This window comes from Loktanella sp. DJP18, assembly GCF_049310965.1.
In the GTDB taxonomy this organism is placed as follows: Bacteria; Pseudomonadota; Alphaproteobacteria; order Rhodobacterales; family Rhodobacteraceae; genus Loktanella.
Genome location: NZ_JBMERN010000042.1, coordinates 1 through 20,287 on the forward strand (window position 1 = coordinate 1; position 20,287 = coordinate 20,287).

Consider the following 20,287-nt stretch of genomic DNA (forward strand, 5'->3'; position numbering starts at 1 on the left):
TAAAACTTTAGGCTTGAAGTTTTGGGCCCATTACCGAATGATGCGGCGTGATATGTCGCGCCGCGTCCGGTTCCACGCACGCAGATCAGCAACCCGTTGCGGAAGGATTGGACAAGGGCATGACGGCGTTCCGACACCAGAATTCCGTGATGTTCCAGCATTGCGATCCGGCGGGCATTGTATTCTATCCCCGCTATTTCGAAATGATGAACGCGGTGGTCGAGACCTTCTTCGACACTGCCCTTGGGTGGTCGTTCCGGGACATGCACACGATCGACAAGGTCGGTGTGCCCACGGGGCGCATCGCGGCCGAATTTCATGCACCGTCCCGTCTGGGCGACACGCTGGATTGGAAATTGTCGTTTTCGCGGATCGGCGGTGCAAGCGCGGATTTTACTCTTTCTGCGGTTTGCGATGCAGAACGCCGCCTGTCCGTGACCGGGACGCTGGTGCTGGTCAACCTGGCCGCGATGACCTCGACCCAGTGGCCCGAGGTGCGCCGCGCCGCCCTGCAGACCTATCACGAGGGGACAGACCCATGACCACGATTACAGTTCACCCCGAAGGCTGGAAACCGGCAAAGGGTTATGCCAATGGCATGATCGGCGACGGGCGTGTCCTGTTCGTTGGTGGCCAGATTGGCTGGACGCCGGATCAGGTGTTCGTGGCCAAGGACTTCATCGGTCAGATGCAGCAGGCGCTGCTGAATATCCGGGCGATCGTCCGGGCTGCGGGCGGTGATGTCGCGGACATCGTGCGTCTGACATGGTTTGTGACGGACAAGCAGGAATATCTGGCCCACCAGAAACAGGTCGGTGCCGCATATCGCGATGTGATGGGCTACCATTTTCCGGCCATGACGATGGTCGTCGTGTCGGCTTTGGTCGAGGACGAGGCCCGGATCGAAATCGAGGCGACCGCCGTCCTGTCCCGTTAAGCGACCGCATCACCTTTCCCTGCTTTTGCAGTGACCTCCGCCATCGTTTGTTTTTAGTATATGCACCTGCATATTTTTTGGCTAGGGTTTCGATCAGGATCTAGGGAAAAACGGGGAGACTGCACATGCCGGCGACTGAAGTGATGAAAGATCTGGCCGTGAAGCTGATATCGGGAGAGATCCGGGTGGTCGATCTGTCGGGATCGCTGGGGCCCGATACGCCTATCCTGCAACTACCGCCGGACTTTGCAAAGAACACGCCGCGCGTCGAAATTCACAAGATCAGCGAATACGACAAGGACGGCCCCTTCTTTGCGTGGAACTGGATGGTCCTTGGCGAACATTCCGGCACGCACTTTGATGCGCCCCATCACTGGATCACCGGCAAGGATTATGAAGAAGGCTATACCGACACGCTTGACCTGCAGCGCGTGGTCGCCCCCGTCAACGTCCTCGACTTTTCAGCCGAAAGTGCTGCCGACGTCGATTTTCTGCTGACACCCGACCATGTGGAGGCATGGGAAGCCAAGCATGGAGAGATCGGTGCCGGTGAATGGGTCGTCATGCGGACCGACTGGGACAAACGTGCCGGGGACGAGGCAGCATTTCTGAACGCCGACGACGCAGGTCCGCATTCCCCTGGTCCGACGCCCGCGTGTGTGGAGTATCTGCTGTCAAAAAAGATTGTCGGCTGGGGCACCCAGTGCATCGGTACGGATGCTGGGCAGGCGGGTGGCATGACGCCATCTTTTCCAGCGCATAATTTTCTGCATCGCGACAACTGCTTTGGCCTCGCATCGCTGGCCAATCTTGACAAGCTGCCCGCCAAAGGGGCAGTTCTTATCGCAGCGCCCCTCAAGATTGCGCGCGGCACCGGCAGTCCGATACGCGCCATGGCCCTTGTCGCGGGGTGATCGCGGTCGGGGCGGGATGCGCGTTCAAGGGTGAAATTGGCTGACCCTGTGCCGCGCCTTCTTGCAGCGCAGGGACCGCGCGCAGCGATGAAGCAGCGCGTCCTGCATCGCTGCGGCAACATAACCCTGGGCGTGAAAGGTCTGGAGGTCTGGATTTCGGATCGCAAACAGGACTACAGTCTTGCCATGGCCAAAGATCAAACCGATTCAAATACAATCGCACGCCCGGCGCAGACCCTGGGCGAAATCGGTCTTTCGCAGTATGCGCCGTATCTGATGAACCGGATCATGGGGCGTTACAACGCCAACGTTCAGGCCACTTTGCGCACGCAGAACCTGACAACGCCGAAAATGCGGACGCTTGCCATTCTTACCGTGGTGCCGGGCCTCACGATCAACGAATTGTCGGTTTATGCGGTGACGGAACAATCGACCATGTCCCGCACGCTCGAGGCAATGGAACAGGCCGGGCTTGTTCGCAGGCAGGCCCGCGACAGCGATGCCCGCGTGCGCGAGATATATTTGACCGACTCCGGCCGTGCGGAATTTGATGCAGCGTGGCCTGCGATGTATGCCCGTTCCGAAGACATGTTCACAGACATTCCGGACGCTGAACGTGCTGCGTTCGTGTCCACATTGCAGAAAATCCTGAATAACGTCCGGCTGCACGATATCTGAACGGGCAATGCCGATGCTGTTCCGCGCATTGATGAGACGATCCCTGCGCGGTCACTGGAAACCTGTGTGTTCGCACCATTTTTGACTGGCGCGGGGTGACCTTCTTCGCCAAGCTATATGCAAATGGATATATGGCGTTGAGGGGTGATCCTGAATGGCTGAACGATCGTTCAAGAGCGAAGTCGAGCAGTTGCGCATCGGGTCCGGCGAGGTCTTTCGGGGCGAGGGCATTCTTGCGATCACAAAGGCGCTTATGGAATGCGGCGTCGGCTATGTCGGCGGCTATCAGGGGGCACCGATCAGCCACCTGATGGACGTTCTGGCCGACGCAGAGGATTTGATGGCCGAGTTGGGGGTCCGGTTCGAGGCCAATGCGTCAGAGGCCGCCGCCGCCGCCATGTTGGCCGCATCCGTGCACTATCCGATCCGTGGGGCTGTCACGTTCAAATCGACCGTGGGCACGAATGTCGCGTCGGATGCCTTGGCCAATCTTGCCTCTGGTGGTGTGACCGGCGGCGCATTGATCATCGTGGGCGAAGACTACGGCGAAGGCTCCTCTATCATGCAGGAGCGGTCACATGCCTTTGCGATGAAGTCGCAGATCTGGCTGCTTGACCCGCGTCCCAACCTGCCGTCGATCACGGATGCGGTGCGGCACGGCTTTGCGTTGTCAGAGGCATCCAACACGCCCGTCATGCTGCAGGTCCGCATCCGCTGTTGCCACGTCCACGGGAGCTTTGTCGCGCGCGACAACCAGCGCCCGCCGCTGACCGTCCGGGATGCATTGTCCCATCCGCGGCGCGATACCAGACGGATCGTCCTGCCGCCCGCGTCCTTTCAGCATGAACATGAAAAGATCAATGTCCGCTGGCCGGCCGCTGTTGAATACATCAAGTCGCAACATCTGAACGAAGTCTTCGGCCCGGCGCAGGACAAGGGCAGCCCCCGCGTGGGTATTGTCTTGCAGGGTGGTATGTACAACGGCGTGATCCGTGCGCTGCAGCGACTGGGGCTGGCCGACGTCTATGGCGACAGCGCAGTCTCGCTGTATTGCCTCAACGTGACCTATCCTCTTGTGGACGACGAATTTCTGGAATTCTGCGAGGGAAAAGATGCCATTCTCATCGTCGAAGAGGGCCAGCCCGCTTATATCGAACAGGCCTTGCGCGCGCTGCTGCACAAGGCGGGCCATGCGATAAAAGTCGCGGGCAAGGACATCCTGCCCTTGGCCGGGGAATACACTGGGCGTGTCATGCTGGACGGAATCGAAGGTTTTCTGCAACAGCACGCCGCCGACATCTTGCCTGACCGGGCCCGCGCCCCGAACCGGCCGGAACCGGTGCCGGACCTTTCGCAGGTGGTGCCGGGGCGTCCCCCCGGCTTTTGCACAGGTTGCCCCGAACGCCCGATCTTTGCCGCAATGAAGCTGGTCGAGGAGGAGCTTGGCCCGCATCAGATCGCGGCAGACATCGGGTGTCATCTTTTCTCGATCATGCCTCCGTTCGAGATCGGCGGGACCACCATGGGGTATGGGCTGGGCCCGGCGTCGAACGCGGCGTTCGACGGCGGTGGGGAACGGCGTCCGATCTCAATCATGGGGGACGGAGGATTTTGGCACAACGGGTTGTCGTCTTCCATCGGCAACGCCGTATTTAACAAATCGGACGGCGTGACGATTATCGTGGACAATCATTATTCTGCCGCGACCGGGGGGCAGGACATCTTGTCGTCGCGGGCCACAAATCCGACGAAGCAGACCGGCAATCCGATCACTCGCGCACTCAAGGGGGTCGGTGTGGGCTGGATACGTCGGGTGGACCATACCTACGATGTCGGGCGGATGCGCAAGGTCTTGAAAGAAGCGTTGACGACAGGCCACGTCGGGCCGAAGGTGATCGTCGCGTCCTCTGAATGCATGCTGAACAAACAGCGCCGGGAAAAGCCGATACTTGCAAAAGCGATCCGGGACGGGCGCCGGGTCGCGCGACCAAAGTTCGGTGTGGACGCGGACATCTGCACCGGCGATCACGCCTGCATGCGGCTCTCGGGTTGTCCATCGCTGACGCTGAAGATGCCTGACGATCCGCTGCGCCACGACCCGGTGGCATATATTGACCAGACCTGCGTTGGTTGCGGAAATTGCGGAGAGGTCGCCGACGCGGCGGTGCTGTGCCCGTCGTTCTATCAGGCCGATCTGATTCACAACCCAACGGTGCTGGAGGCGCGGATTGCACGGTGGCAGGCCGGTATCATAGGCTGGTTGCAGGACCGCCGTGCGGTCCAGCACCTGTCGGTCGGCGCGGTGGAATGACCAAGGTTGCGCTCCCATCTGGTCGTTCCCCCGAGGCGGCGTTGGATCAGATTGTCAAACTGGCGATCATGGCGGTCGGCGGGCAGGGCGGTGGCGTATTGACCGCCTGGATCGTCGATCTGGCCGAACGCAATGGCTATGCGGTTCAAGCAACCTCGGTTGCGGGCGTCGCACAGCGCACCGGGGCCACCATCTATTATGTCGAGATGCTTCCGGCGTCCGACCGACTGCCTGTGCTGGCGCTGGCCCCCTCTGAAGGCGACGTCGACATCCTGATCGCCGCCGAGATGATGGAGGCGGGCCGCGCCATCATGCGCGGCTTTGTTACGCCGGACCGGACGACGCTGATCGCATCCTCGCACAGGGCACTTTCCGTGTCCGAAAAGATCGTGCCGGGCACAGGGCTGGCCGATAGCGATGCCGTGCATCGGGCGGCCAGCGAAAGTGCAGCGCGCATCATTGTCTTTGATATGGAAGAAATGGCGCAGGAAGCAGGTTCCGTCATCTCGGCAAGCCTCTTCGGCGCGCTGGCGGGATCACGCGCCTTGCCCTTTCCCGACGACAGCTACCGCGATACCATTCGCGCCGCCGGGCGCGGGGTTGCGGCATCGCTTCGCGCTTTTGATTGCGCCTGCGCAGCCGCGGCGGCGACGTCCGATAATGCCGCGCGAACACCTTTACCGGATTTGTCAAAACCGATCGTCGCCCACCCCGACGTGCCTGATACCGCAGATGGACCCGCGACACAGGTCGCGGCGTGGAATGACTTGACACTTCGCCTGGCGGCATACCCAGCGCCGGTTGCAGAAGTTGCCCATCTGGGTCTGCGCAAGCTCTTGGATTATCAGGATATCGCCTACGCCGCGGATTACCTGAATCGGCTCGATTCACTTTTGCAGCAGGACCGGGCCGCCAGCGGATCAGACCATGAGTTTGCCTTCGCGTCGACGGCGGCCAAGTATCTGGCGAACGCAATGACCTACGATGATCTGTTGAGGGTTGCGGATCTCAAGACCCGCAAAGGCCGCATGCAGCGGATCGCACAGGAAATGCAGTCAACCGACGCAACGCTGGTCCATGTGACCGAATACCTGCATCCAGGGGCTGCCGAGGCCATCAGCGTCATGCCCCGCTGTCTGGGCCTTTGGGTCGAGGCGCGACCCCGGGTGGTGCGCGGACTGGACCGTATCGTCAACCGGGGGCGCCGGACGCGGACCGACCGCCTGCCGTCGTTTCTGCTCTTGTATGCTGTAGGTGGTTTGCGGCGTTGGCGACGCAGTCTGTTGCGGCATGAAAGGGAAATGGCGCATATCGACGACTGGATTGCGACTGCAAGCGCGCGCCTGCCAACCGACTATCGCCACGCGGTCGAGACGTTGAAGATCCGCCGCCTGATCAAAGGATACAGCGATACCCACAGCCGCGGTATGAGCAAATTCGCGCGGGTCATGGCGGGTGCAAAACTGGTGTCAGGACGCGATGACGCCGCTGACTGGACGGCCCGCCTGATCGCAGCGGCGCTTGCAGATGCCAAGGGGGATGCCCTCGACGGTGCGCTCGCCACGATCCGGTCCTTTGCCAGGCAAGGCGGCGCCTAGGCGGGTCAGGTCATGTCTTTCAGACAGGCCGCCAGTCGGTCGAGGCCCAGTTGAAGCTGCGTATCGGCCCCACCGCCGACACCAAGCCGGATATGATGTGGCAGATCATAAGCAGCCCCCGGCAATAGAAACGTGCGATAGGGCGGGGCCAGCAGGGCGCGGGCAAAGACTTCTCCGTCCAGCCCATCGGGTAAATGCGCCAGACCGATCAGACCGGCTTGGGGCCGGATCCACGTCAGGCCCGGTGTCGCGCGAACGAACGCGTCCATCCGGGCCAATCCGGCCTGACCCTCTGCGCGTGCTGTGGCAAGGGCAGAGGCAAGGCGGGTGGGACGCAGCGCAATTTCCGCGATGACTTCTCCCATGATGTTCATGATCTCACTTGAATTTTCGCGCAGAATCAGGGCGTCCATCACGAGTGATGGATCCCGGCAGATCAGCCATCCCGTGCGCAACCCCTGAAGCCCCAGTGCCTTTGACACACTGCCGGTGGTGATGCCGCGCTCGTAAAGACCTGCCACCGACGGCGCGCGCGGACCTTCCCATTCCAGACCGGCATAGACCTCATCCACCAACAGCCAAGCACCGGCGGCGCGGGCAATGTCGACCGCCTCGACCAACGCGCTCGCGTCCATCATGCGGCCCGTCGGATTGTTCGGATTGGTGAGGAATACGAGTTTCGTGCCCGGTGTCACAGCATCCCGCAAGCGGTCCAGCGGCAGGCGCCAATCGTCCGCCTCGTCCCTTGGAACAGCGACGACGTCGGCCTGCTGGGCGCGGCCCAGAACGGCCGCCTGCGGCCAGCCAGGCGTGTCGGTCACCAGCCGGTCACCGGGCTGCAAAAGCTGGCGCAGCACAAGGTAATTTGCCTCGGCCGCACCGGCGGTGACCAGAACGTCGTCGGCCGAACAGATGCCGGTCAGGCCGGCCTGTGTCAGAATGTGGTCGCGCAAGGCTGGCAGACCCCGGAAGGAACGCTGGTTCCAGTCCAGAGAGAGATTGGGGTCGAGGTCGCCCAGAAAATCGCCCAGCTGCGGCGAGGTCGAAAGCGAGAACCCGACGATGGCCTCGGGGGTCTGGGCGGTCGTCTCGAGGAGGTAATCGAAGAGCTTGTGAATCTGGACTTTCATCGGCATGTTTTCCCCATGATGGATATTGCTCTGCTCAAGGGACGGCCAGCCCGTCTGACCGTTCTGAATTTTGGATCATTCCGGGTGCACGCCGGGCCGCGCGACATTGGGATTTGCGGCTTTCTGATCACGACTAACGCCGGCGAACACGTCCTGATCGACAGCGGATTTCCTGCCAAATACGCGGATGATCCCCACCGGGCGACCGAAGAGGACAACCTTGGCATCTTCGGCGCGGTCCTGTCGATCACCACCGACAACATGCCGGCTGCACAACTGGCCCTTGCGGGTGTCAGTCCCAAGGATATCGACCTGTTCATCCTGACACACACTCACATCGACCATCTGGGTGGGTTGTTCGATTTTGTACAGGCGCCGTTGCTGATCTCGGCGACTGAACGCGCCTTGCCCAAACCGCTGTATTGGAGTGGTGGGCAGCCGTGGGACTGGCCGGATCGGCAATATGTCACGGTGGTGGACGATGCCCGCATCGGGCCGGGGTTCGAACTGTTTCATGTGCCGGGCCACGCTCCAGGGCAAATCGCGTTCCTGCTGGAGCTGCCGCAAACCGGACCGGTTCTTTTGGCGTCCGACGCGATCTCTCGCCCCTCCGAGATGGACGAGGCCTTCGATACCGCGTGGCGCCCGGAACAGGCCATCGCCAGCGCCGCGCGATTGATGCAGATCGCGCAGCAGCGGGACGCCTTCGTCATCTACGGTCACGGTCCCGATCAATGGCCTACCCTGCGCAAGTCGCCCGCCTTCTACGATTAGCGGACATCGCGCCCCTGGTTCAGGATGATGACGTTGCCGCTGCAGATGTCGCCAGCCTGTGACATCAGAAACCCTACCCAGGCGGCGATTTCTGATGGTTGCATGGGGCGTCCGTGGGGCATCTGCGCGATCGCTGCGGCCAGCACCTCTGCGCTGACGACATTGAACAGCGGGGTTTCCGTCATGGCGGGGGCGATGGAATTGACCGCGATCCTGTCACGGGCATAGCGACGCGCCAGATCCTTGGTCAGCGTGTCCAAAGCGGCCTTGGACGCGCGGTAGTGAGGCGGATCAAAGACGTCGAAGTTGTAAGCACCGTTCGACGAAATGTTGACAATCTTGCGCACGCCGTCGCGCCCCGCCATCAGCGGCACGGCGGCCTGACAGCAATGAAAGGCTGCGTTGAAGTTTAACTGCATCTGCGCTTCAAGTTCTTGGTCGGGGATGTCCGGAAACGCGGACATGAAGCAGGTGCCGGCATTGTTCACAAGCCCGTCCAACCCGCCGATGGCGGCAAAGGTCTCTCTGATCGCGGTGGGTTGCATCAGATCGATGGTATGGCACTGCACCGCATCTCCGTGCAGGTCGACCAGTTCCGCCAGCCCGTCCGCATCCCGGTCAAGTGCTGCCACGGTCAGGCCGTCGTCGATCAACCGTGCGACAATGGCACGACCCAACCCCCCTGCAGCGCCTGTCACCGCCACTCTTCGATCCATTGCCGATCCTCCGATGCTTGTGGTTTTCCATCCTGTGGATTAACTTGCATTTGCATATGATGAGAGGCAAGGGCATGCGCGAGATTCAAGGCGAAATCCGCTTGCCGACCCAAGAACTGCGCGACGACATCCCGTTTTTCACCAAGACGCTCGGCATGCGCCTTGATATGATCTTTCCTGCGGACGACCCTTCGGTCGCTGTCTTTTCGGGTCATGGACTGCGCCTGCGTATTGAAAAGGGGGCATGCGAAGCTGCCGGCACCCTGCGGTTGCGGATGGAAAATCCCGACGAATTCGCCCATGGTGCGCGGGTGCTGACCGCGCCCAACGGGACGCGGATTGAAATCGATGATATGCATCCGCCGCTACTTATGCCAGAGCCGGTCAGCTCTTTCATCGTCCGGCGTCTGGCCGATAAGGCACCTTGGATCGTGGGACGCGCGGGCATGCACTACCGGGACCTGATCCCGGACCGGCTCGGTGGTTCGATCATCGCCAGCCACATCCGCATTCCCGACGGTGGCCCGGTGCCGGACACGGTGCATTACCACACGGTCGGGTTTCAGCTTATCTTCTGTTACCGCGGCTGGGTCGATCTGGTCTACGAGGATCAGGGCAAACCGTTCCGCCTGCATGCAGGCAGTTGTGTGATCCAGCCCCCGCAGATCCGGCACCGCGTGCTTTATGCTTCTGACAACATCGAAGTGATCGAGGTCGGCGTGCCGGCAGAGCACGTCACGACAATCGATCACGTGATGACCCTGCCCAACGGCCCTGCCAACCCGAACCGCACGTTTCAGGGCCAGCACTTTGTTCATCATCGCGCCGAAGACGCGACATGGGTGACGTTCCGCCTGCCGGGCTACACCGCCCGCGATACGGCCATCGCGGACAATACCGCCGACATGGCGGGCGTCTCCGTTATCAGGCGTGCACAAGGCGATCCGGTCTGGGCCATCCACGATGCCCCCATCCTCTTTACCTTCGTCATGGAAGGCGGCATGACCCTTGAGGGCGAGGGTCGTGATCCCTACCGGTTGGCGCCGGGCGATGCCTTTGTCGTGCCGCCGGGCCATGCGACGCGTTACGCTGATCCAACCGACGACCTTCAGCTTCTCGAAGTCTGTTTGCCGGGCACATTTGCCACGGTGCTGACATGAGCGACTTTGCCTATTTCCTGAATCATTCCATCGGTCAATATCCGGGCAAGGCTGCCGACATGACAGCGGCCACGGCAGAGTTTGCCCGGATCTGGGGGGCGGGCGACGACTCTCAATGGCCGCAGGTGTTGGCTGCGAGGTCAGCATTCATCAGCCTGTGGCAGGACCTGATCGACGCGCCTGCTGGCACGCTGACCACGACCGAGTCTGTGACCGCTGGTCTTTACACGGTCCTTGGCGCCCTGCCGCCCGAAATGCTGACCGGCAGGCGTGTACTGGTGTCTGCCGACTGCTTTCCCAGCCTGCATTTCCTGCTTGCCGGCCTTGCGCAGCGTCGCGGTTTCACGCTGGAAACCGTACCTTTGAGGGCCGGTGAAAACTGGGTGCGGGAGGATGATCTGATGTCTCGACTGGGACCGGACGTGGCCCTTACACTGGTCACGCTTGTCACATCGACCGCCGGATACCGCGCCGATCTGGACATATTACTGCCGGCGATCCACGGATGCGGGAGCCTTGTGGTCCTTGATCTGACGCAGGGGATCGGGGTCGTTCCGGTCTCTCTGACAACCTTGTCTGCCGACATTGTCATCTCTACATCACTGAAATGGCTATGTGGCGCGCCCGGAGCGGGGATCCTGCAAGTGGCGACAGACCTGTTGCAAGCCTGCGCGCCGGAATTGCGGGGCTGGTTTAGCCAGCCGGACCCATTCTCGTGGGATCTGGAAGGTTTCCAGTACGCGGATGATGCCCGTAGGTTCGATGCGGGAACCCCGGCACCACTGGCAGCCGTCGCTTCTCTTCCCGGACTGCGCTGGCAGGCCGGGCAGGGCTGTGCGGTGCTTCTCAATCATGCGCAAGGTCTGGGTGACGTCATTCTCGATGGTTCAAGAGCATTGGGGCTGACCGCCGCCACGCCGCCGGAGCGCGCCCGCCGCGGGGGCAGCGTCATGCTGCGTCTGCCAAGCGACTGCGACCCGCGCGCGGTCGTGGCCGGGCTCCGCGCCGCAAACGTCTATGCGGATGCACGCGGTGCGGTTCTGCGCCTGTCCCCCGGGGCCACGACGACGACCAGTGACGTGAACAGACTGATGTCCAGCTTGCGCGATCTTCTGTGACGGCGCACTTGCAAGATTCGCCCTTCCTTTCTGTAACTTAAAGGCTTCTGACATGACCGGACACGTAACGCGCAAACATTTGTTCGAGCTTCCCGAGGGCGTCATCTATCTGGACGGGAACTCTTTGGGGCCGTTGCCGACATCGGTTTCGGAATACGTCGGACGTATGGTTGTCGATGAATGGGGGCAGATGCTGATCAGAGGATGGAACAACGCAGGTTGGTTCACCCAACCCGGCCGCGTCGGCGACATGATCGGTCGCTTGATCGGGGCGCCGGCAGGGTCTGTGATGGCGGGCGATACCCTGTCGATCAAAGTTTTTCAGGCCTTGGCGGCGGCCTTGCAGATGAAACCGGGCCGCAAGGTTGTCCTGACCGACAGTGGCAACTTTCCGACCGACGTCTACATGGCACAGGGCCTGCTGGATCTGGTCGATCAGGGACATCGCCTGCGCATCGTCGCACCGGAAGAGGTGGCAGAGTCGATGGGTGACGACATTGCGGCTGTCTTGCTGACCGAAGTCGATTATCGCACCGGGCGACGGCACGAGATGGCCGAAATCACGCGCGCAGCACAGGCAGCGGGATCGGTCATGATTTGGGATCTGGCCCATAGCGCCGGTGCTTTTCCGGTCGATCTGGCAGGGTCCGGCTGCGAATTTGCGGTCGGTTGTACCTACAAGTATCTGAACGGGGGGCCCGGCGCGCCGGCTTTCATCTATGTTCACCCCGATCTGGCAGAAAAGGCACGACCCGCGTTGCAGGGCTGGATGGGCCACAACTCCCCTTTTGCGTTCGATATCGATTACCAGCCCGCCGGCGGGGTGGAGCGGATGCGCGTTGGCACGCCGCCCGTCATCCAGATGTCAGCGTTGGAAAAAGCCCTCTCGGTCTGGGACGGTGTTACGCTGTCGGATGTACGCACTGCCTCGATCGCGCTGATGGAGCAATTGATCGCAGAGGTAGAAGCGCGTTGCCCGCAACTCACTCTCGCAAGCCCGCGCGACACACAACGGCGGGGCTCTCACGTCTCGTTCAGATTCAAGGATGGCTATGCCGCGATGCAGGCGCTCATTGACCGTGGCGTCATCGGGGATTTTCGCGCCCCTGACATCATGCGCTTTGGGGTCACACCGCTTTATCTGGACGCGGCAGACATCACAGCGGCGGTCGACATCATGGCAGAGATACTTTCGACCGAGGCATGGCGCGATGAGAAATATCAGGCGCGCGGAGCCGTCACCTAGGAAGGCAGACACGCCAAACACTCGGTGTGATCTCTCGGCGAAGTTCAAAGTTCCGTTACTGCGTTTTACTCTTCCCGGTTTTGGATTTCCATAAGGTTCATTTCAAAGACTTCAGCCGGTGTCCGATAGCCCAGGCATTGCGCGGCGTGGCATTGAGGCGGCTGCAAATCGATCTCAATTATCGATTTTCAGCGCCGTTGGATAGGTCGAACGAGGCAGGTAATGGACATGCATGCGCGGGATGATCTTGATCGGATGCTCACGCGGCTGAATCTGACGGCGATAAGGGACTAACCGGACAGCCTGCTGGACTAGGTCGTGCGGGGGGAGATGAACCTGCGCGATGCGCTGGCCTTTCTGTGCGAGCGCCAGATCGCCCGTAAAGACCAACGCCGGATCGACATGAGCTTCGGGTTGGCGAAGTTTCCATTTGTGCGGGACATCACAGGCTTCGACTTTACCGCCCAACCCTCGGTCAATCGTGCGCAGATCCGCGACCTTGCGAGGGGGCGCTTCATCGCCAACGGCGATGCCCTCTTGTTGCTGGGGCCTCCCGGCGTTAGCAAGACGCAGCTGGCAGTGGCGCTCGGCCGGGCGGCAATCGTCGCCGGCTACACGGTGCTCTTCACCGGTGCGATAGAACTGGTGGCCAACAGGCTGCAGGCCGGCCCGCGATCCTCGAAAAATGATGATCAGACCTGTCGATTTGGATCAACTACCCTAGACATTCTCGGCGGAGCTGCGGCTGATGGAACGAGCGGCGCTGCTTGCGTGACAGCCAGATCCCGGCGTCCTGTATCCATTTGCGCAGCGTCTCACGCGAGACCTTCAGATCTTGGTCTTCTGCCAGCTTCTCGGCAGCGAATGTGGGCCCAAAATCGCTGAACTTCGCTCTAACCAACGCCACTGCGAACTCACGCTCCTCCCACTGTGTCAGCGTAGTTGTCCGCCGCTCTACTTTCCACTATTTTACAGGTGGGCGGGATAGGACAATGACTTGGGATATTCACCGCAACGTAAGGCGGCTGTGCTGAAGCGGATGCTGCCGCCGGCTGGGAAGTCCATGAGCGCGAGAGTGCAGAGCTGGCGGTCACCCTGATCCGGCGGGCTACAGCCGCCCGCGCGTGATCAACGACAACCCCTTCTCCGAGGCCCTGTTCCGAACCTGCAAACACCGTCCAGACTGGCCGACGAAGGGTTTTGCCACCAAAACTGACGCCCAAGCTTGGGTGAAATCCTTCGCGACATGGTATAAAGGCGAGCACCTACAAAGCGCCATCCGCTTCGTCACGCCAGACACGCGCGACGCTGGCCATGATCGTGCTACGCCGGCAAATCGCACCACTGTCTATGCAAATGCACGGGCGCAAAGCCCGTAACGCTGGTCAGGCAAAACCCGCAACTGGCGACCAACCGCAGCCGTCTGGCTCAACCCCAAAACCGAAATCAGCGCCTCTGAAATCAGAGACGCCGCATGAAATCGGCGGACAACCCGTTTGACAAACACCGACCGCAGGGTCGATCCAATTGTTGGACTTGCGACCACACTCCTTGTGCCGGATGGCACTAGGACCTTCGCTCTAAAAATCCTTCAGCGGCCTGTGGACGTGTCGTCGGCTCAGTCCCAGCACGTTGGCAGCGGTCACAGTCGTCATGATACCACATGTCGCCTGGCTCAGCGCATCAATGCGGTTCAGTTTGCGTTCGCTCATGATGATCAATCCCACGGCCACACTCCAATCCTGTTTGATCGTCATCGACGTGTGACACTTCTTGCAGATCTCAATCATTCAGATTTTGGACGGGCAGGGTCAGTCTATCAAACGCCGTTCTCAGCGATCATCGAAGATGCCAAGAAAGGCACCGAGGCGGAACGCATGGACACGCAATTTCTTTAGAAAGGGTTTCACATGCTCAACGCCCGCAATGACCGGACCATAGCGCCCCTGTTGTGGTTGGTGGCCATTGTCCCCAAGGCCAAGCCCACATTCCAGCATATGCCAAAGGTATCGCCGCCAGCCGCGCCGCCAGCCGCAGTCTGCACCGATCCGGTTCAGCTTATGGCGCGGCCAGCACCCTTCGCTAACCGTGCTTTCCACGAAAGCGATCTGCGCCGCGTGATAGGCTCCGATGCCTACGAACAGCGCGTGGCCGCGATCCAATCGACCTACGACGCCCCCCGCTTCGCGGCCCAGCTTGCCGTTCACGGTCAGGCGGTGAGGGAAGGGACCATCGACCGATGAAACAGCTTTCGATCCTTGCCATACTGGCCTCTGTCAGCCCCGGGGTCGCCTTCGCTGAATGGTGTGATCGGCGTTGTTGCACAACTCTGACCTCGGAGAATTAACATTGCGGATCCCTACGTTAAGACGGTCAGCAAGGGCTAGCCATCGCCCGCCCGGTACCGCATGGCGAACTGGTTCAGCTAGACCGCGTCGCTTTGCAAGCGCGGGTCGCTTCTGGTCTGGTTGGACAAGGACATGACCTCGCTCGCACCGCATGACGGCAATCCCTGTCGCCCTGCGGTGTTCTCAGATGCGGCGATCCAGTTCTGTCTGACCATCAAGGTCCCGTTCAAGCTGTCGCTCCGGCAAACGACCGGGATGGTGGCCAGCTTGCTCAAGATGGCGGACCTGGACTGGCCGGTGCCCGACCTCGACACCGTGTGTCGGCATCAGAAGACACTGGCCGTCCACATCCCCTACCAGTGTGCCGATGGCCCTCTGAACCTGCTGGTGGACAGCACCGGGATCAAGGTTCTCGGCGATGGCGAAAGGTAGGAGCACGATGTTCAGGGCCGACGCCAATGGCGCAAGGTGCGTCTGGCCGTGGACACCGCCATTCCGGACATTCGGGCGGTGGAATTCACGCCCAGTAGCTACGGTGACAGCCCCATGCTACCGGAATTGCTCGATCAGATTCCAGAGGGCGAAGACATCGGCACAGTGACCGCCGAGGGCACCTGTGACACGCGCCACCTCCCGACCGCTATCATCGACCGGCGGACCGCTCCAATCATTCCGATCCGCAAGAACGGCCGGCCCTGGAAAGAGGGCTGCCCCGCCGCGATCGCGCGACATGGATTCCTGCGTGCTACCCGGCACTACGGCAGAGTACTCTGGAAACGGTGGACGAGATACCACGTCGGACGCCGAATCGAGGCAAAGACGCGGTGCCTCAAGGCATTTGGTGAACGCATCGCGGCAAGAGACCCCGACCGCCAGATGGCCGAAATCCAGATCCGCATCGCATTGATGAACCGCTTCTAGCCCCTCGAAACGGCCGACATCATTCGCGTGTCCTGACGCTGACGGGGAAAGAGGCCACCATGCCTCAGCCGGTAGCTGCGCAACAACGCCCAGCCTATCCTAAAATAATATGTCAGATCGTGGTTGGGCGTCGTGACGCTGAACGCCAGGCAAGACGCACAACATTTCAAACAGCAGACCCGCGCCCGCCACGGCCGTGTTGCCAGCCAGATCATACGGCGGCGACACCTCGACAAGGTCGGCACCGACTACGTTCAACCCTGCGCAACCGCGCACGATCTCCATCCCCTGTTGGATCGTCAGGCCGCCGATTTCGGCAGTGCCGGTGCCGGGGGCATAGGCGGGGTCCAGACTGTCGATATCGAAGGTCAGATAGACCGGAGTGTCGCCGATCATCTGCCGGATTTGTGTCATTAGGGGAGTCAGTGACTTGTGCCAGCAGGACTCTGCCGGGATCACCTTCCAGCCCTTGTCGCGACCCCAGTTGAAGTCCGCAGGCGCATAGCCGGTGCCGCGCAGGCCGATCTGGAAAACCCTGTCGTCGATCAGGCAGCCATCCTCGTGCGCGCGGCGGAAAGGGCAGCCGTGTGCTATCTCTTCACCGAACATGGCCTCGTTCGTGTCGGCGTGAGCGTCGACATGGATCAGGGCGACGGGGCCGTGCTTTGCCTTGATCGCCTTCAGGATCGGCCAGGACAGCGTGTGATCGCCGCCGAGGGTCAATGGGATCACGTCATGGGTCAGGATCCGGTGGTAGTGATCCTCGATGATCTGGACGGATTTCTTGAGGTCGAAGGTGTTGATCGGCACGTCACCGATGTCGGCGACCTGCAGGCTGTCGAAGGGGGCGGCCCCGGTTGCCATGTTGTAAGGGCGCAGCATCCGGCTTTCGTCGCGAATCTGGCGCGGACCAAGGCGCGTGCCCGGGCGGTTCGAGGTCCCGATGTCCATCGGCACGCCGACGAAGCAGGCATCCAGCCCAGCAGCGCTGTCTTGTGTGGGCAGGCGCATCATCGTGGCGGGACCGCCAAAGCGGGGCATCGTGTTGCCGCCAAGCGGCTGGTTAAAGTCGGTCATATCAGGCTCCTTTGGCGCGCAGCCAGTCGGTGATGATTTGGCGGTGGCGATCGCCTCCGTAGGACGGAAAATGCCCGCCATGAACGGTCTGCACGGGCAGGTCCAGCAGGCGTTTCATGCTGGCGACGTAATCGGCCTGATCCTGCGGGTCGTCGCTTTCGATCAGGGGGCCGTCATAGACGATGTCGCCGGAAACGAGAAGCCCGGTCGCCTGTTCCCAAAGGGCGATGCCGCCCGGGCTGTGGCCGGGGGTATGGATCACCTCGAAGCTGCGGTCGCCGAGGTCGATGACGTCGTGGTCCTGCAGGATGCGCGTCGCGGGGGCGGATTTCACGGTGTAAGTGGTTGATTGATACGGTGCGGGCGGCAGGGTTGTGAAGATGTCGTCGGTGACGTAGGCGTTGGCAAAGGTATTGGCGCGGGTGGGGTTGGCGAGAATGTCCGCCTCTGCGGCGTGGCACAGGCGGCAGGGGAATTCGTGGTGCGTGCCGACGTGGTCGAAATGGGTGTGGCTAGCGACGGCATCCAGAGGGCGTTCGGTGACCAGCGGCACCCATTTGCGCAAGGACAGCACTCCCATACCGCTGTCGACCAGCATGTCCCGGTCGCGGCCACGGATGTGCCAGACGTTGCAGCGAAAGAACTCCTTGATGTGCGGCTCGTCGATCCAAGTCACCCCGTCCGAGAGTGTTCTGACGCGGTACCAGTCCTTTGGATGGGCCCGGTTCATGCGGACTCCTTCAAGGCGACGATGCGGGACGCGAACAGAGGCACCGTGGTGTCCACGGGCGGCAAGTCACCCAACTGCAGGTGTGCAACATAGAAGGTCTTGCGGTCATCCTCGCTGCGAAAGTGGCAGCGATGGTAAGTTCCGAAGAAGGCCGTGCTTTCCAGCCGCGCGGGGCCGAGGGAGACGTCGCCGGCCAGGCCGACGTTTTCCGGTCGGACGCCGTGGATTGCGTTGGTGTCGGTCGCGATCAGACCGGCGGGAATGCAGTTCATGTCACCCATGAAATTCGCCGTGAACAGGGTCTTGGGGTGCATATAGATTTCCTCCGGCGTGCCGAAATCCTCGACCTTTCCGTGGTTCATCACGACGATGCGGTCGGCAATTGCCATCGCTTCCTCCTGATCATGGGTCACGTGGACGAAGGTAGTGCCGACCTTGCGCTGGATCGCCTTCAGCTCGTCCTGCATCTGGCGGCGCAGTTTCAGGTCCAGCGCGCCAAGGGGTTCGTCCAGCAGCAGAACGTCGGGATCGACGGCTAACGCGCGGGCCAAGGCCACGCGCTGGCGCTGCCCGCCGGACAGTTCGTGCGGCTTGCGCGCCGCCTTGTCGCGCAGGCCGACGAGGTCGAGCATGTCGTCGGCCTTGGCGTGGCGGGCGGCACGGCCCATCCCCTTCATCCGCAGCCCAAAACCCACGTTGTCGCGCAGGGTCATGTGGGGAAACAGGGCGTAGTCCTGAAACATCGTCGTCGTGGGACGATGTCGGGGGGCCACGCCGTCCATGTCGCGGCCGCCGATCAGGACGGTGCCGCTGGTCGGGGTCAGGAACCCGCCAAGGATCGACAGCAGCGTGGACTTGCCGCAGCCCGACGGCCCCAGCAACACGACGAATTCGCTCGCAGCGAACGACAGGTCGATCCCGTCCAGGGCGCGGAAGGTGCCAAAGGTCTGGCTGATGGCGGACAGGGCGACGTCGGCGGTCATGGCTTCGGCTTTCTGAAAACGGTCAGTTCAAGGATGATCAGGATCGCCACGGACACAAGGAACACCAGCGACCCGATCGCATTGGTCGCGGGCGACAGGCCGGATCGCAGCATCGACCAGATCTCGACCGGCAGGGTCACGTCAAAGCGGGTCAGCAGAAAGGCGATGATGAATTCGTCCCAGCTGAAGGTGACGGACAGGAAGAATGCAGCCAACAGGGCGGGTTTCAGCATCGGTGCTGTGACCAGCGTGACGACCTGCCATTCGGACGCACCCAGATCGCGGGCGGCGCGTTCGGCGGTTTTCTGATGGTCGCCCATCGCGGCGAACAGGATCGCAAAGCACAGGGGCTGGTTGATGACGACATGGCCGATGCCCGTGGCCCACAGGGACGGGCGGACGCCGATGGTGTTGAACAGGCTGAGCAGGCCAAGCGCGATGATCAGGTAACTGACTGTCATCGGCGCGATCAGGACACCGCGCATGACGACCGATCCGGGCAGATGCACGCGCGCCAACCCCTGCGCCGCCAGAAATCCCAACGACAGCGCGACGGTGGACGACACCAGCGCCACGAACAGCGAATTGCGCAGCGCCGCCATCAGATCGCCGTCCCCCAACACCTGCGCATACCACTTCAACGACGGCCCGTCGAAGGGCGGCACAGGCAACCGACCTGATTGAAAGGAAAACACCACCAGCACCACGACGGGCAAAAAGATGAAGGCGAAGATCGCGATAAGGTAGGCCCATGAGAGGACGCGCATCAGACGCGGTCCATCTTCAGCCAGCGGGCTGTGGCAGCGTAGGCCAGCGTTACCAGGACCATCAGCACGACCGACAGGGCAGAGGCCATTGGGAAATCTCCCCGCCGCCCCAGTTGCAGCATGATCAGTTGCGGCATCGACAGCTCATTGTTGCCGCCAAGGATCTGCGGCGTGATGTAGTCGCCGATGCACAGCACGAAGGTCAGGAAGGCCCCGGTCATGATGCCGGGCAAGGTCAGCGGCAGGATCACCAGCCGCAGGGTCTGCCAGCCGCTAGCCCCCAGATCGGCGGCGGCGCGGGCATAGTTCGGTGACAGCTGGATCAGGTTGGCGTAAATCGTCAGGGTCAGCAACATTACGAAGAAATGCACAAAGCCGATGACCGTGGCAGTCCGCGTCGCCATGATCTGGATCGGGGCATCCAGCAGGCCAATGCCGATCAGGCCCTGCATCAGAACGCCGTTCTGCCCCAGCACAAGCGCCCAAGCGTAGGATCGCACGACGTAGGACGTCCAGAACGGCAGCACCGCCAGCATGATCGCCAACCGTTGCCAGCGCGGGGGCACGCGGGTCGCGATGATCCAAGCCAGCGGCCAGGCCAGCAGGACAGAGATCACGGTGACCGTCATCGTGATCTCGAGCGAGACGAAGACGCCCTTGAGCAGTGACGGGTCGGTGAAGATCTTGATATAGTTCCCCATATCGAAGCTCTGCACGATCTCTCGACCTTCCAGGTGCGCGAGGCTCAGCAGGACCATCGCGGCAAAGGGCACGAGGAAGAAGGCCAGTGTCCAGAGCAGGGCAGGGGCGACGAATGTAACGGCCGTGCGCCGTTCGGCGCTTGCGATGCTGGTCATGCAGGGGGTCCGGTCCGGGGGC

The 20,287-nt window shown here is 61.6% G+C and carries 20 protein-coding genes and 4 pseudogenes; 15 read left to right on the forward strand and 9 right to left on the reverse strand.

Features of this window, described 5'->3' with window-relative positions; translation table 11 throughout:
- Positions 1-119: 119 nt before the first annotated feature.
- From ACOI1H_RS13045 to ACOI1H_RS13070, 6 genes are all read left to right on the forward strand, one after another.
- A complete protein-coding gene (locus ACOI1H_RS13045) occupies positions 120-542 on the forward strand; it encodes an acyl-CoA thioesterase (protein ID WP_422438053.1) in 423 nt (140 codons plus the stop codon).
- On the forward strand, positions 539-937 hold the full coding sequence (locus ACOI1H_RS13050) for a RidA family protein (protein ID WP_422438055.1): 399 nt from the start codon (positions 539-541) through the stop codon (positions 935-937). Before ACOI1H_RS13045 ends, ACOI1H_RS13050 begins: the two co-directional genes overlap by 4 nt.
- Positions 938-1,062: 125 nt before the next feature.
- Entirely contained in the window at positions 1,063-1,851 is a 789-nt protein-coding gene (locus ACOI1H_RS13055) for a cyclase family protein (RefSeq protein ID WP_422438057.1), read from the forward strand.
- Positions 1,852-1,938: 87 nt separating this feature from the next.
- Entirely contained in the window at positions 1,939-2,529 is a 591-nt protein-coding gene (locus ACOI1H_RS13060; RefSeq protein WP_422438059.1) for a MarR family winged helix-turn-helix transcriptional regulator, read from the forward strand.
- A 154-nt stretch (positions 2,530-2,683) separates the two neighbouring features.
- The gene (locus ACOI1H_RS13065) at positions 2,684-4,840 is read left to right on the forward strand and encodes a thiamine pyrophosphate-dependent enzyme (protein ID WP_422438061.1); all 2,157 of its coding nucleotides are present in this window, start codon (positions 2,684-2,686) and stop codon (positions 4,838-4,840) included.
- Positions 4,841-4,881: 41 nt separating this feature from the next.
- Positions 4,882-6,438: an indolepyruvate oxidoreductase subunit beta family protein gene (locus ACOI1H_RS13070; protein WP_422438063.1), complete on the forward strand. Its 1,557-nt coding sequence runs from the start codon at positions 4,882-4,884 to the stop codon at positions 6,436-6,438.
- A 5-nt stretch (positions 6,439-6,443) separates the two neighbouring features.
- On the opposite strand, the gene ACOI1H_RS13075 is transcribed toward ACOI1H_RS13070, so the two are convergent.
- Positions 6,444-7,574 carry a pyridoxal phosphate-dependent aminotransferase gene (locus ACOI1H_RS13075; protein ID WP_422438064.1) on the reverse strand — a complete coding sequence of 377 codons (1,131 nt, stop codon included), beginning with the start codon at positions 7,572-7,574 and terminating at the stop codon, positions 6,444-6,446.
- 9 nt (positions 7,575-7,583) lie between these two features.
- On the opposite strand from ACOI1H_RS13075, the gene ACOI1H_RS13080 reads away from it, so the two are divergent.
- Complete coding sequence (locus ACOI1H_RS13080; RefSeq protein ID WP_422438066.1) at positions 7,584-8,342, forward strand: N-acyl homoserine lactonase family protein; 759 nt, start codon at positions 7,584-7,586, stop codon at positions 8,340-8,342.
- Here ACOI1H_RS13080 and ACOI1H_RS13085 read toward each other — a convergent pair.
- Positions 8,339-9,058, reverse strand: coding sequence for an SDR family NAD(P)-dependent oxidoreductase (locus tag ACOI1H_RS13085; protein ID WP_422438068.1), 720 nt, complete (start codon positions 9,056-9,058; stop codon positions 8,339-8,341). The two genes, ACOI1H_RS13080 and ACOI1H_RS13085, sit on opposite strands and share 4 nt — an antisense overlap.
- Before the next feature lie 74 nt (positions 9,059-9,132).
- On the opposite strand from ACOI1H_RS13085, the gene ACOI1H_RS13090 reads away from it, so the two are divergent.
- The 3 genes from ACOI1H_RS13090 to kynU are packed head-to-tail and all read left to right on the forward strand — an operon-like array spanning position 9,133 to position 12,582.
- A complete protein-coding gene (locus ACOI1H_RS13090) occupies positions 9,133-10,218 on the forward strand; it encodes a cupin (protein WP_422438070.1) in 1,086 nt (361 codons plus the stop codon).
- The gene (locus tag ACOI1H_RS13095) at positions 10,215-11,336 is read left to right on the forward strand and encodes an aminotransferase class V-fold PLP-dependent enzyme (protein WP_422438071.1); all 1,122 of its coding nucleotides are present in this window, start codon (positions 10,215-10,217) and stop codon (positions 11,334-11,336) included. The genes ACOI1H_RS13090 and ACOI1H_RS13095 overlap by 4 nt, the downstream gene beginning before the upstream one ends.
- Before the next feature lie 52 nt (positions 11,337-11,388).
- Positions 11,389-12,582, forward strand: a complete 1,194-nt coding sequence (gene kynU / locus ACOI1H_RS13100; RefSeq protein WP_422438073.1) for a kynureninase — start codon at positions 11,389-11,391, stop codon at positions 12,580-12,582.
- A gap of 65 nt (positions 12,583-12,647) precedes the next feature.
- Here kynU and ACOI1H_RS13105 read toward each other — a convergent pair.
- A pseudogene (locus tag ACOI1H_RS13105) lies at positions 12,648-12,804 on the reverse strand (IS30 family transposase); the annotation flags it as partial.
- 108 nt (positions 12,805-12,912) lie between these two features.
- Between ACOI1H_RS13105 and ACOI1H_RS13110 the strand changes: the two are divergent.
- Positions 12,913-13,188: pseudogene (locus tag ACOI1H_RS13110) on the forward strand (ATP-binding protein); the annotation flags it as partial.
- A 44-nt stretch (positions 13,189-13,232) separates the two neighbouring features.
- Here the strand turns inward: ACOI1H_RS13110 and ACOI1H_RS13115 are convergent.
- Positions 13,233-13,501: pseudogene (locus ACOI1H_RS13115) on the reverse strand (ISNCY family transposase); the annotation flags it as partial.
- A 205-nt stretch (positions 13,502-13,706) separates the two neighbouring features.
- On the opposite strand from ACOI1H_RS13115, the gene ACOI1H_RS13120 reads away from it, so the two are divergent.
- From ACOI1H_RS13120 to ACOI1H_RS13135, 4 genes and pseudogenes are all read left to right on the forward strand, one after another.
- The gene (locus tag ACOI1H_RS13120; RefSeq protein ID WP_422438075.1) at positions 13,707-13,961 is read left to right on the forward strand and encodes a hypothetical protein; all 255 of its coding nucleotides are present in this window, start codon (positions 13,707-13,709) and stop codon (positions 13,959-13,961) included.
- Between the two features lie 117 nt (positions 13,962-14,078).
- On the forward strand, positions 14,079-14,480 hold the full coding sequence (locus ACOI1H_RS13125) for a hypothetical protein (protein WP_422438077.1): 402 nt from the start codon (positions 14,079-14,081) through the stop codon (positions 14,478-14,480).
- Positions 14,481-14,492: 12 nt separating this feature from the next.
- Positions 14,493-14,825 (forward strand): hypothetical protein, encoded by a 333-nt coding sequence (locus ACOI1H_RS13130; RefSeq protein WP_422438079.1) that lies wholly within the window; start codon positions 14,493-14,495, stop codon positions 14,823-14,825.
- A 165-nt stretch (positions 14,826-14,990) separates the two neighbouring features.
- Positions 14,991-15,851 (forward strand): annotated as a pseudogene (locus ACOI1H_RS13135) (IS5 family transposase).
- Between the two features lie 99 nt (positions 15,852-15,950).
- Here ACOI1H_RS13135 and speB read toward each other — a convergent pair.
- Genes speB through ACOI1H_RS13160 form a run of 5 tightly spaced genes read right to left on the reverse strand, consistent with a single transcriptional unit; the run spans position 15,951 to position 20,265 of the window.
- On the reverse strand, positions 15,951-16,928 hold the full coding sequence (speB, locus tag ACOI1H_RS13140; protein WP_422438081.1) for an agmatinase: 978 nt from the start codon (positions 16,926-16,928) through the stop codon (positions 15,951-15,953).
- A gap of 1 nt (position 16,929) precedes the next feature.
- Positions 16,930-17,658: an MBL fold metallo-hydrolase gene (locus ACOI1H_RS13145; protein WP_422438082.1), complete on the reverse strand. Its 729-nt coding sequence runs from the start codon at positions 17,656-17,658 to the stop codon at positions 16,930-16,932.
- Positions 17,655-18,641, reverse strand: a complete 987-nt coding sequence (locus ACOI1H_RS13150; protein WP_422438084.1) for an ABC transporter ATP-binding protein — start codon at positions 18,639-18,641, stop codon at positions 17,655-17,657. Before ACOI1H_RS13150 ends, ACOI1H_RS13145 begins: the two co-directional genes overlap by 4 nt.
- Positions 18,638-19,408 carry an ABC transporter permease gene (locus tag ACOI1H_RS13155; RefSeq protein ID WP_422438086.1) on the reverse strand — a complete coding sequence of 257 codons (771 nt, stop codon included), beginning with the start codon at positions 19,406-19,408 and terminating at the stop codon, positions 18,638-18,640. Before ACOI1H_RS13155 ends, ACOI1H_RS13150 begins: the two co-directional genes overlap by 4 nt.
- Positions 19,408-20,265 (reverse strand): ABC transporter permease, encoded by an 858-nt coding sequence (locus ACOI1H_RS13160; RefSeq protein WP_422438088.1) that lies wholly within the window; start codon positions 20,263-20,265, stop codon positions 19,408-19,410. Before ACOI1H_RS13160 ends, ACOI1H_RS13155 begins: the two co-directional genes overlap by 1 nt.
- Positions 20,266-20,287: the final 22 nt, after the last annotated feature.

Coding starts and splice junctions, on each gene's coding strand:
- ACOI1H_RS13145 (WP_422438082.1), bottom strand. CDS start 17,658: ATGAACCGGGCCCATCCAAAGGACTGGTACCGCGTCAGAACACTCTCG.
- ACOI1H_RS13080 (WP_422438066.1), top strand. CDS start 7,584: ATGATGGATATTGCTCTGCTCAAGGGACGGCCAGCCCGTCTGACCGTT.
- ACOI1H_RS13055 (WP_422438057.1), top strand. CDS start 1,063: ATGCCGGCGACTGAAGTGATGAAAGATCTGGCCGTGAAGCTGATATCG.
- kynU (WP_422438073.1), top strand. CDS start 11,389: ATGACCGGACACGTAACGCGCAAACATTTGTTCGAGCTTCCCGAGGGC.
- ACOI1H_RS13090 (WP_422438070.1), top strand. CDS start 9,133: ATGCGCGAGATTCAAGGCGAAATCCGCTTGCCGACCCAAGAACTGCGC.
- ACOI1H_RS13050 (WP_422438055.1), top strand. CDS start 539: ATGACCACGATTACAGTTCACCCCGAAGGCTGGAAACCGGCAAAGGGT.
- ACOI1H_RS13075 (WP_422438064.1), bottom strand. CDS start 7,574: ATGCCGATGAAAGTCCAGATTCACAAGCTCTTCGATTACCTCCTCGAG.
- ACOI1H_RS13085 (WP_422438068.1), bottom strand. CDS start 9,058: ATGGATCGAAGAGTGGCGGTGACAGGCGCTGCAGGGGGGTTGGGTCGT.
- speB (WP_422438081.1), bottom strand. CDS start 16,928: ATGACCGACTTTAACCAGCCGCTTGGCGGCAACACGATGCCCCGCTTT.
- ACOI1H_RS13150 (WP_422438084.1), bottom strand. CDS start 18,641: ATGACCGCCGACGTCGCCCTGTCCGCCATCAGCCAGACCTTTGGCACC.
- ACOI1H_RS13065 (WP_422438061.1), top strand. CDS start 2,684: ATGGCTGAACGATCGTTCAAGAGCGAAGTCGAGCAGTTGCGCATCGGG.
- ACOI1H_RS13130 (WP_422438079.1), top strand. CDS start 14,493: ATGCTCAACGCCCGCAATGACCGGACCATAGCGCCCCTGTTGTGGTTG.
- ACOI1H_RS13095 (WP_422438071.1), top strand. CDS start 10,215: ATGAGCGACTTTGCCTATTTCCTGAATCATTCCATCGGTCAATATCCG.
- ACOI1H_RS13045 (WP_422438053.1), top strand. CDS start 120: ATGACGGCGTTCCGACACCAGAATTCCGTGATGTTCCAGCATTGCGAT.
- ACOI1H_RS13060 (WP_422438059.1), top strand. CDS start 1,939: ATGAAGCAGCGCGTCCTGCATCGCTGCGGCAACATAACCCTGGGCGTG.
- ACOI1H_RS13155 (WP_422438086.1), bottom strand. CDS start 19,408: ATGCGCGTCCTCTCATGGGCCTACCTTATCGCGATCTTCGCCTTCATC.
- ACOI1H_RS13160 (WP_422438088.1), bottom strand. CDS start 20,265: ATGACCAGCATCGCAAGCGCCGAACGGCGCACGGCCGTTACATTCGTC.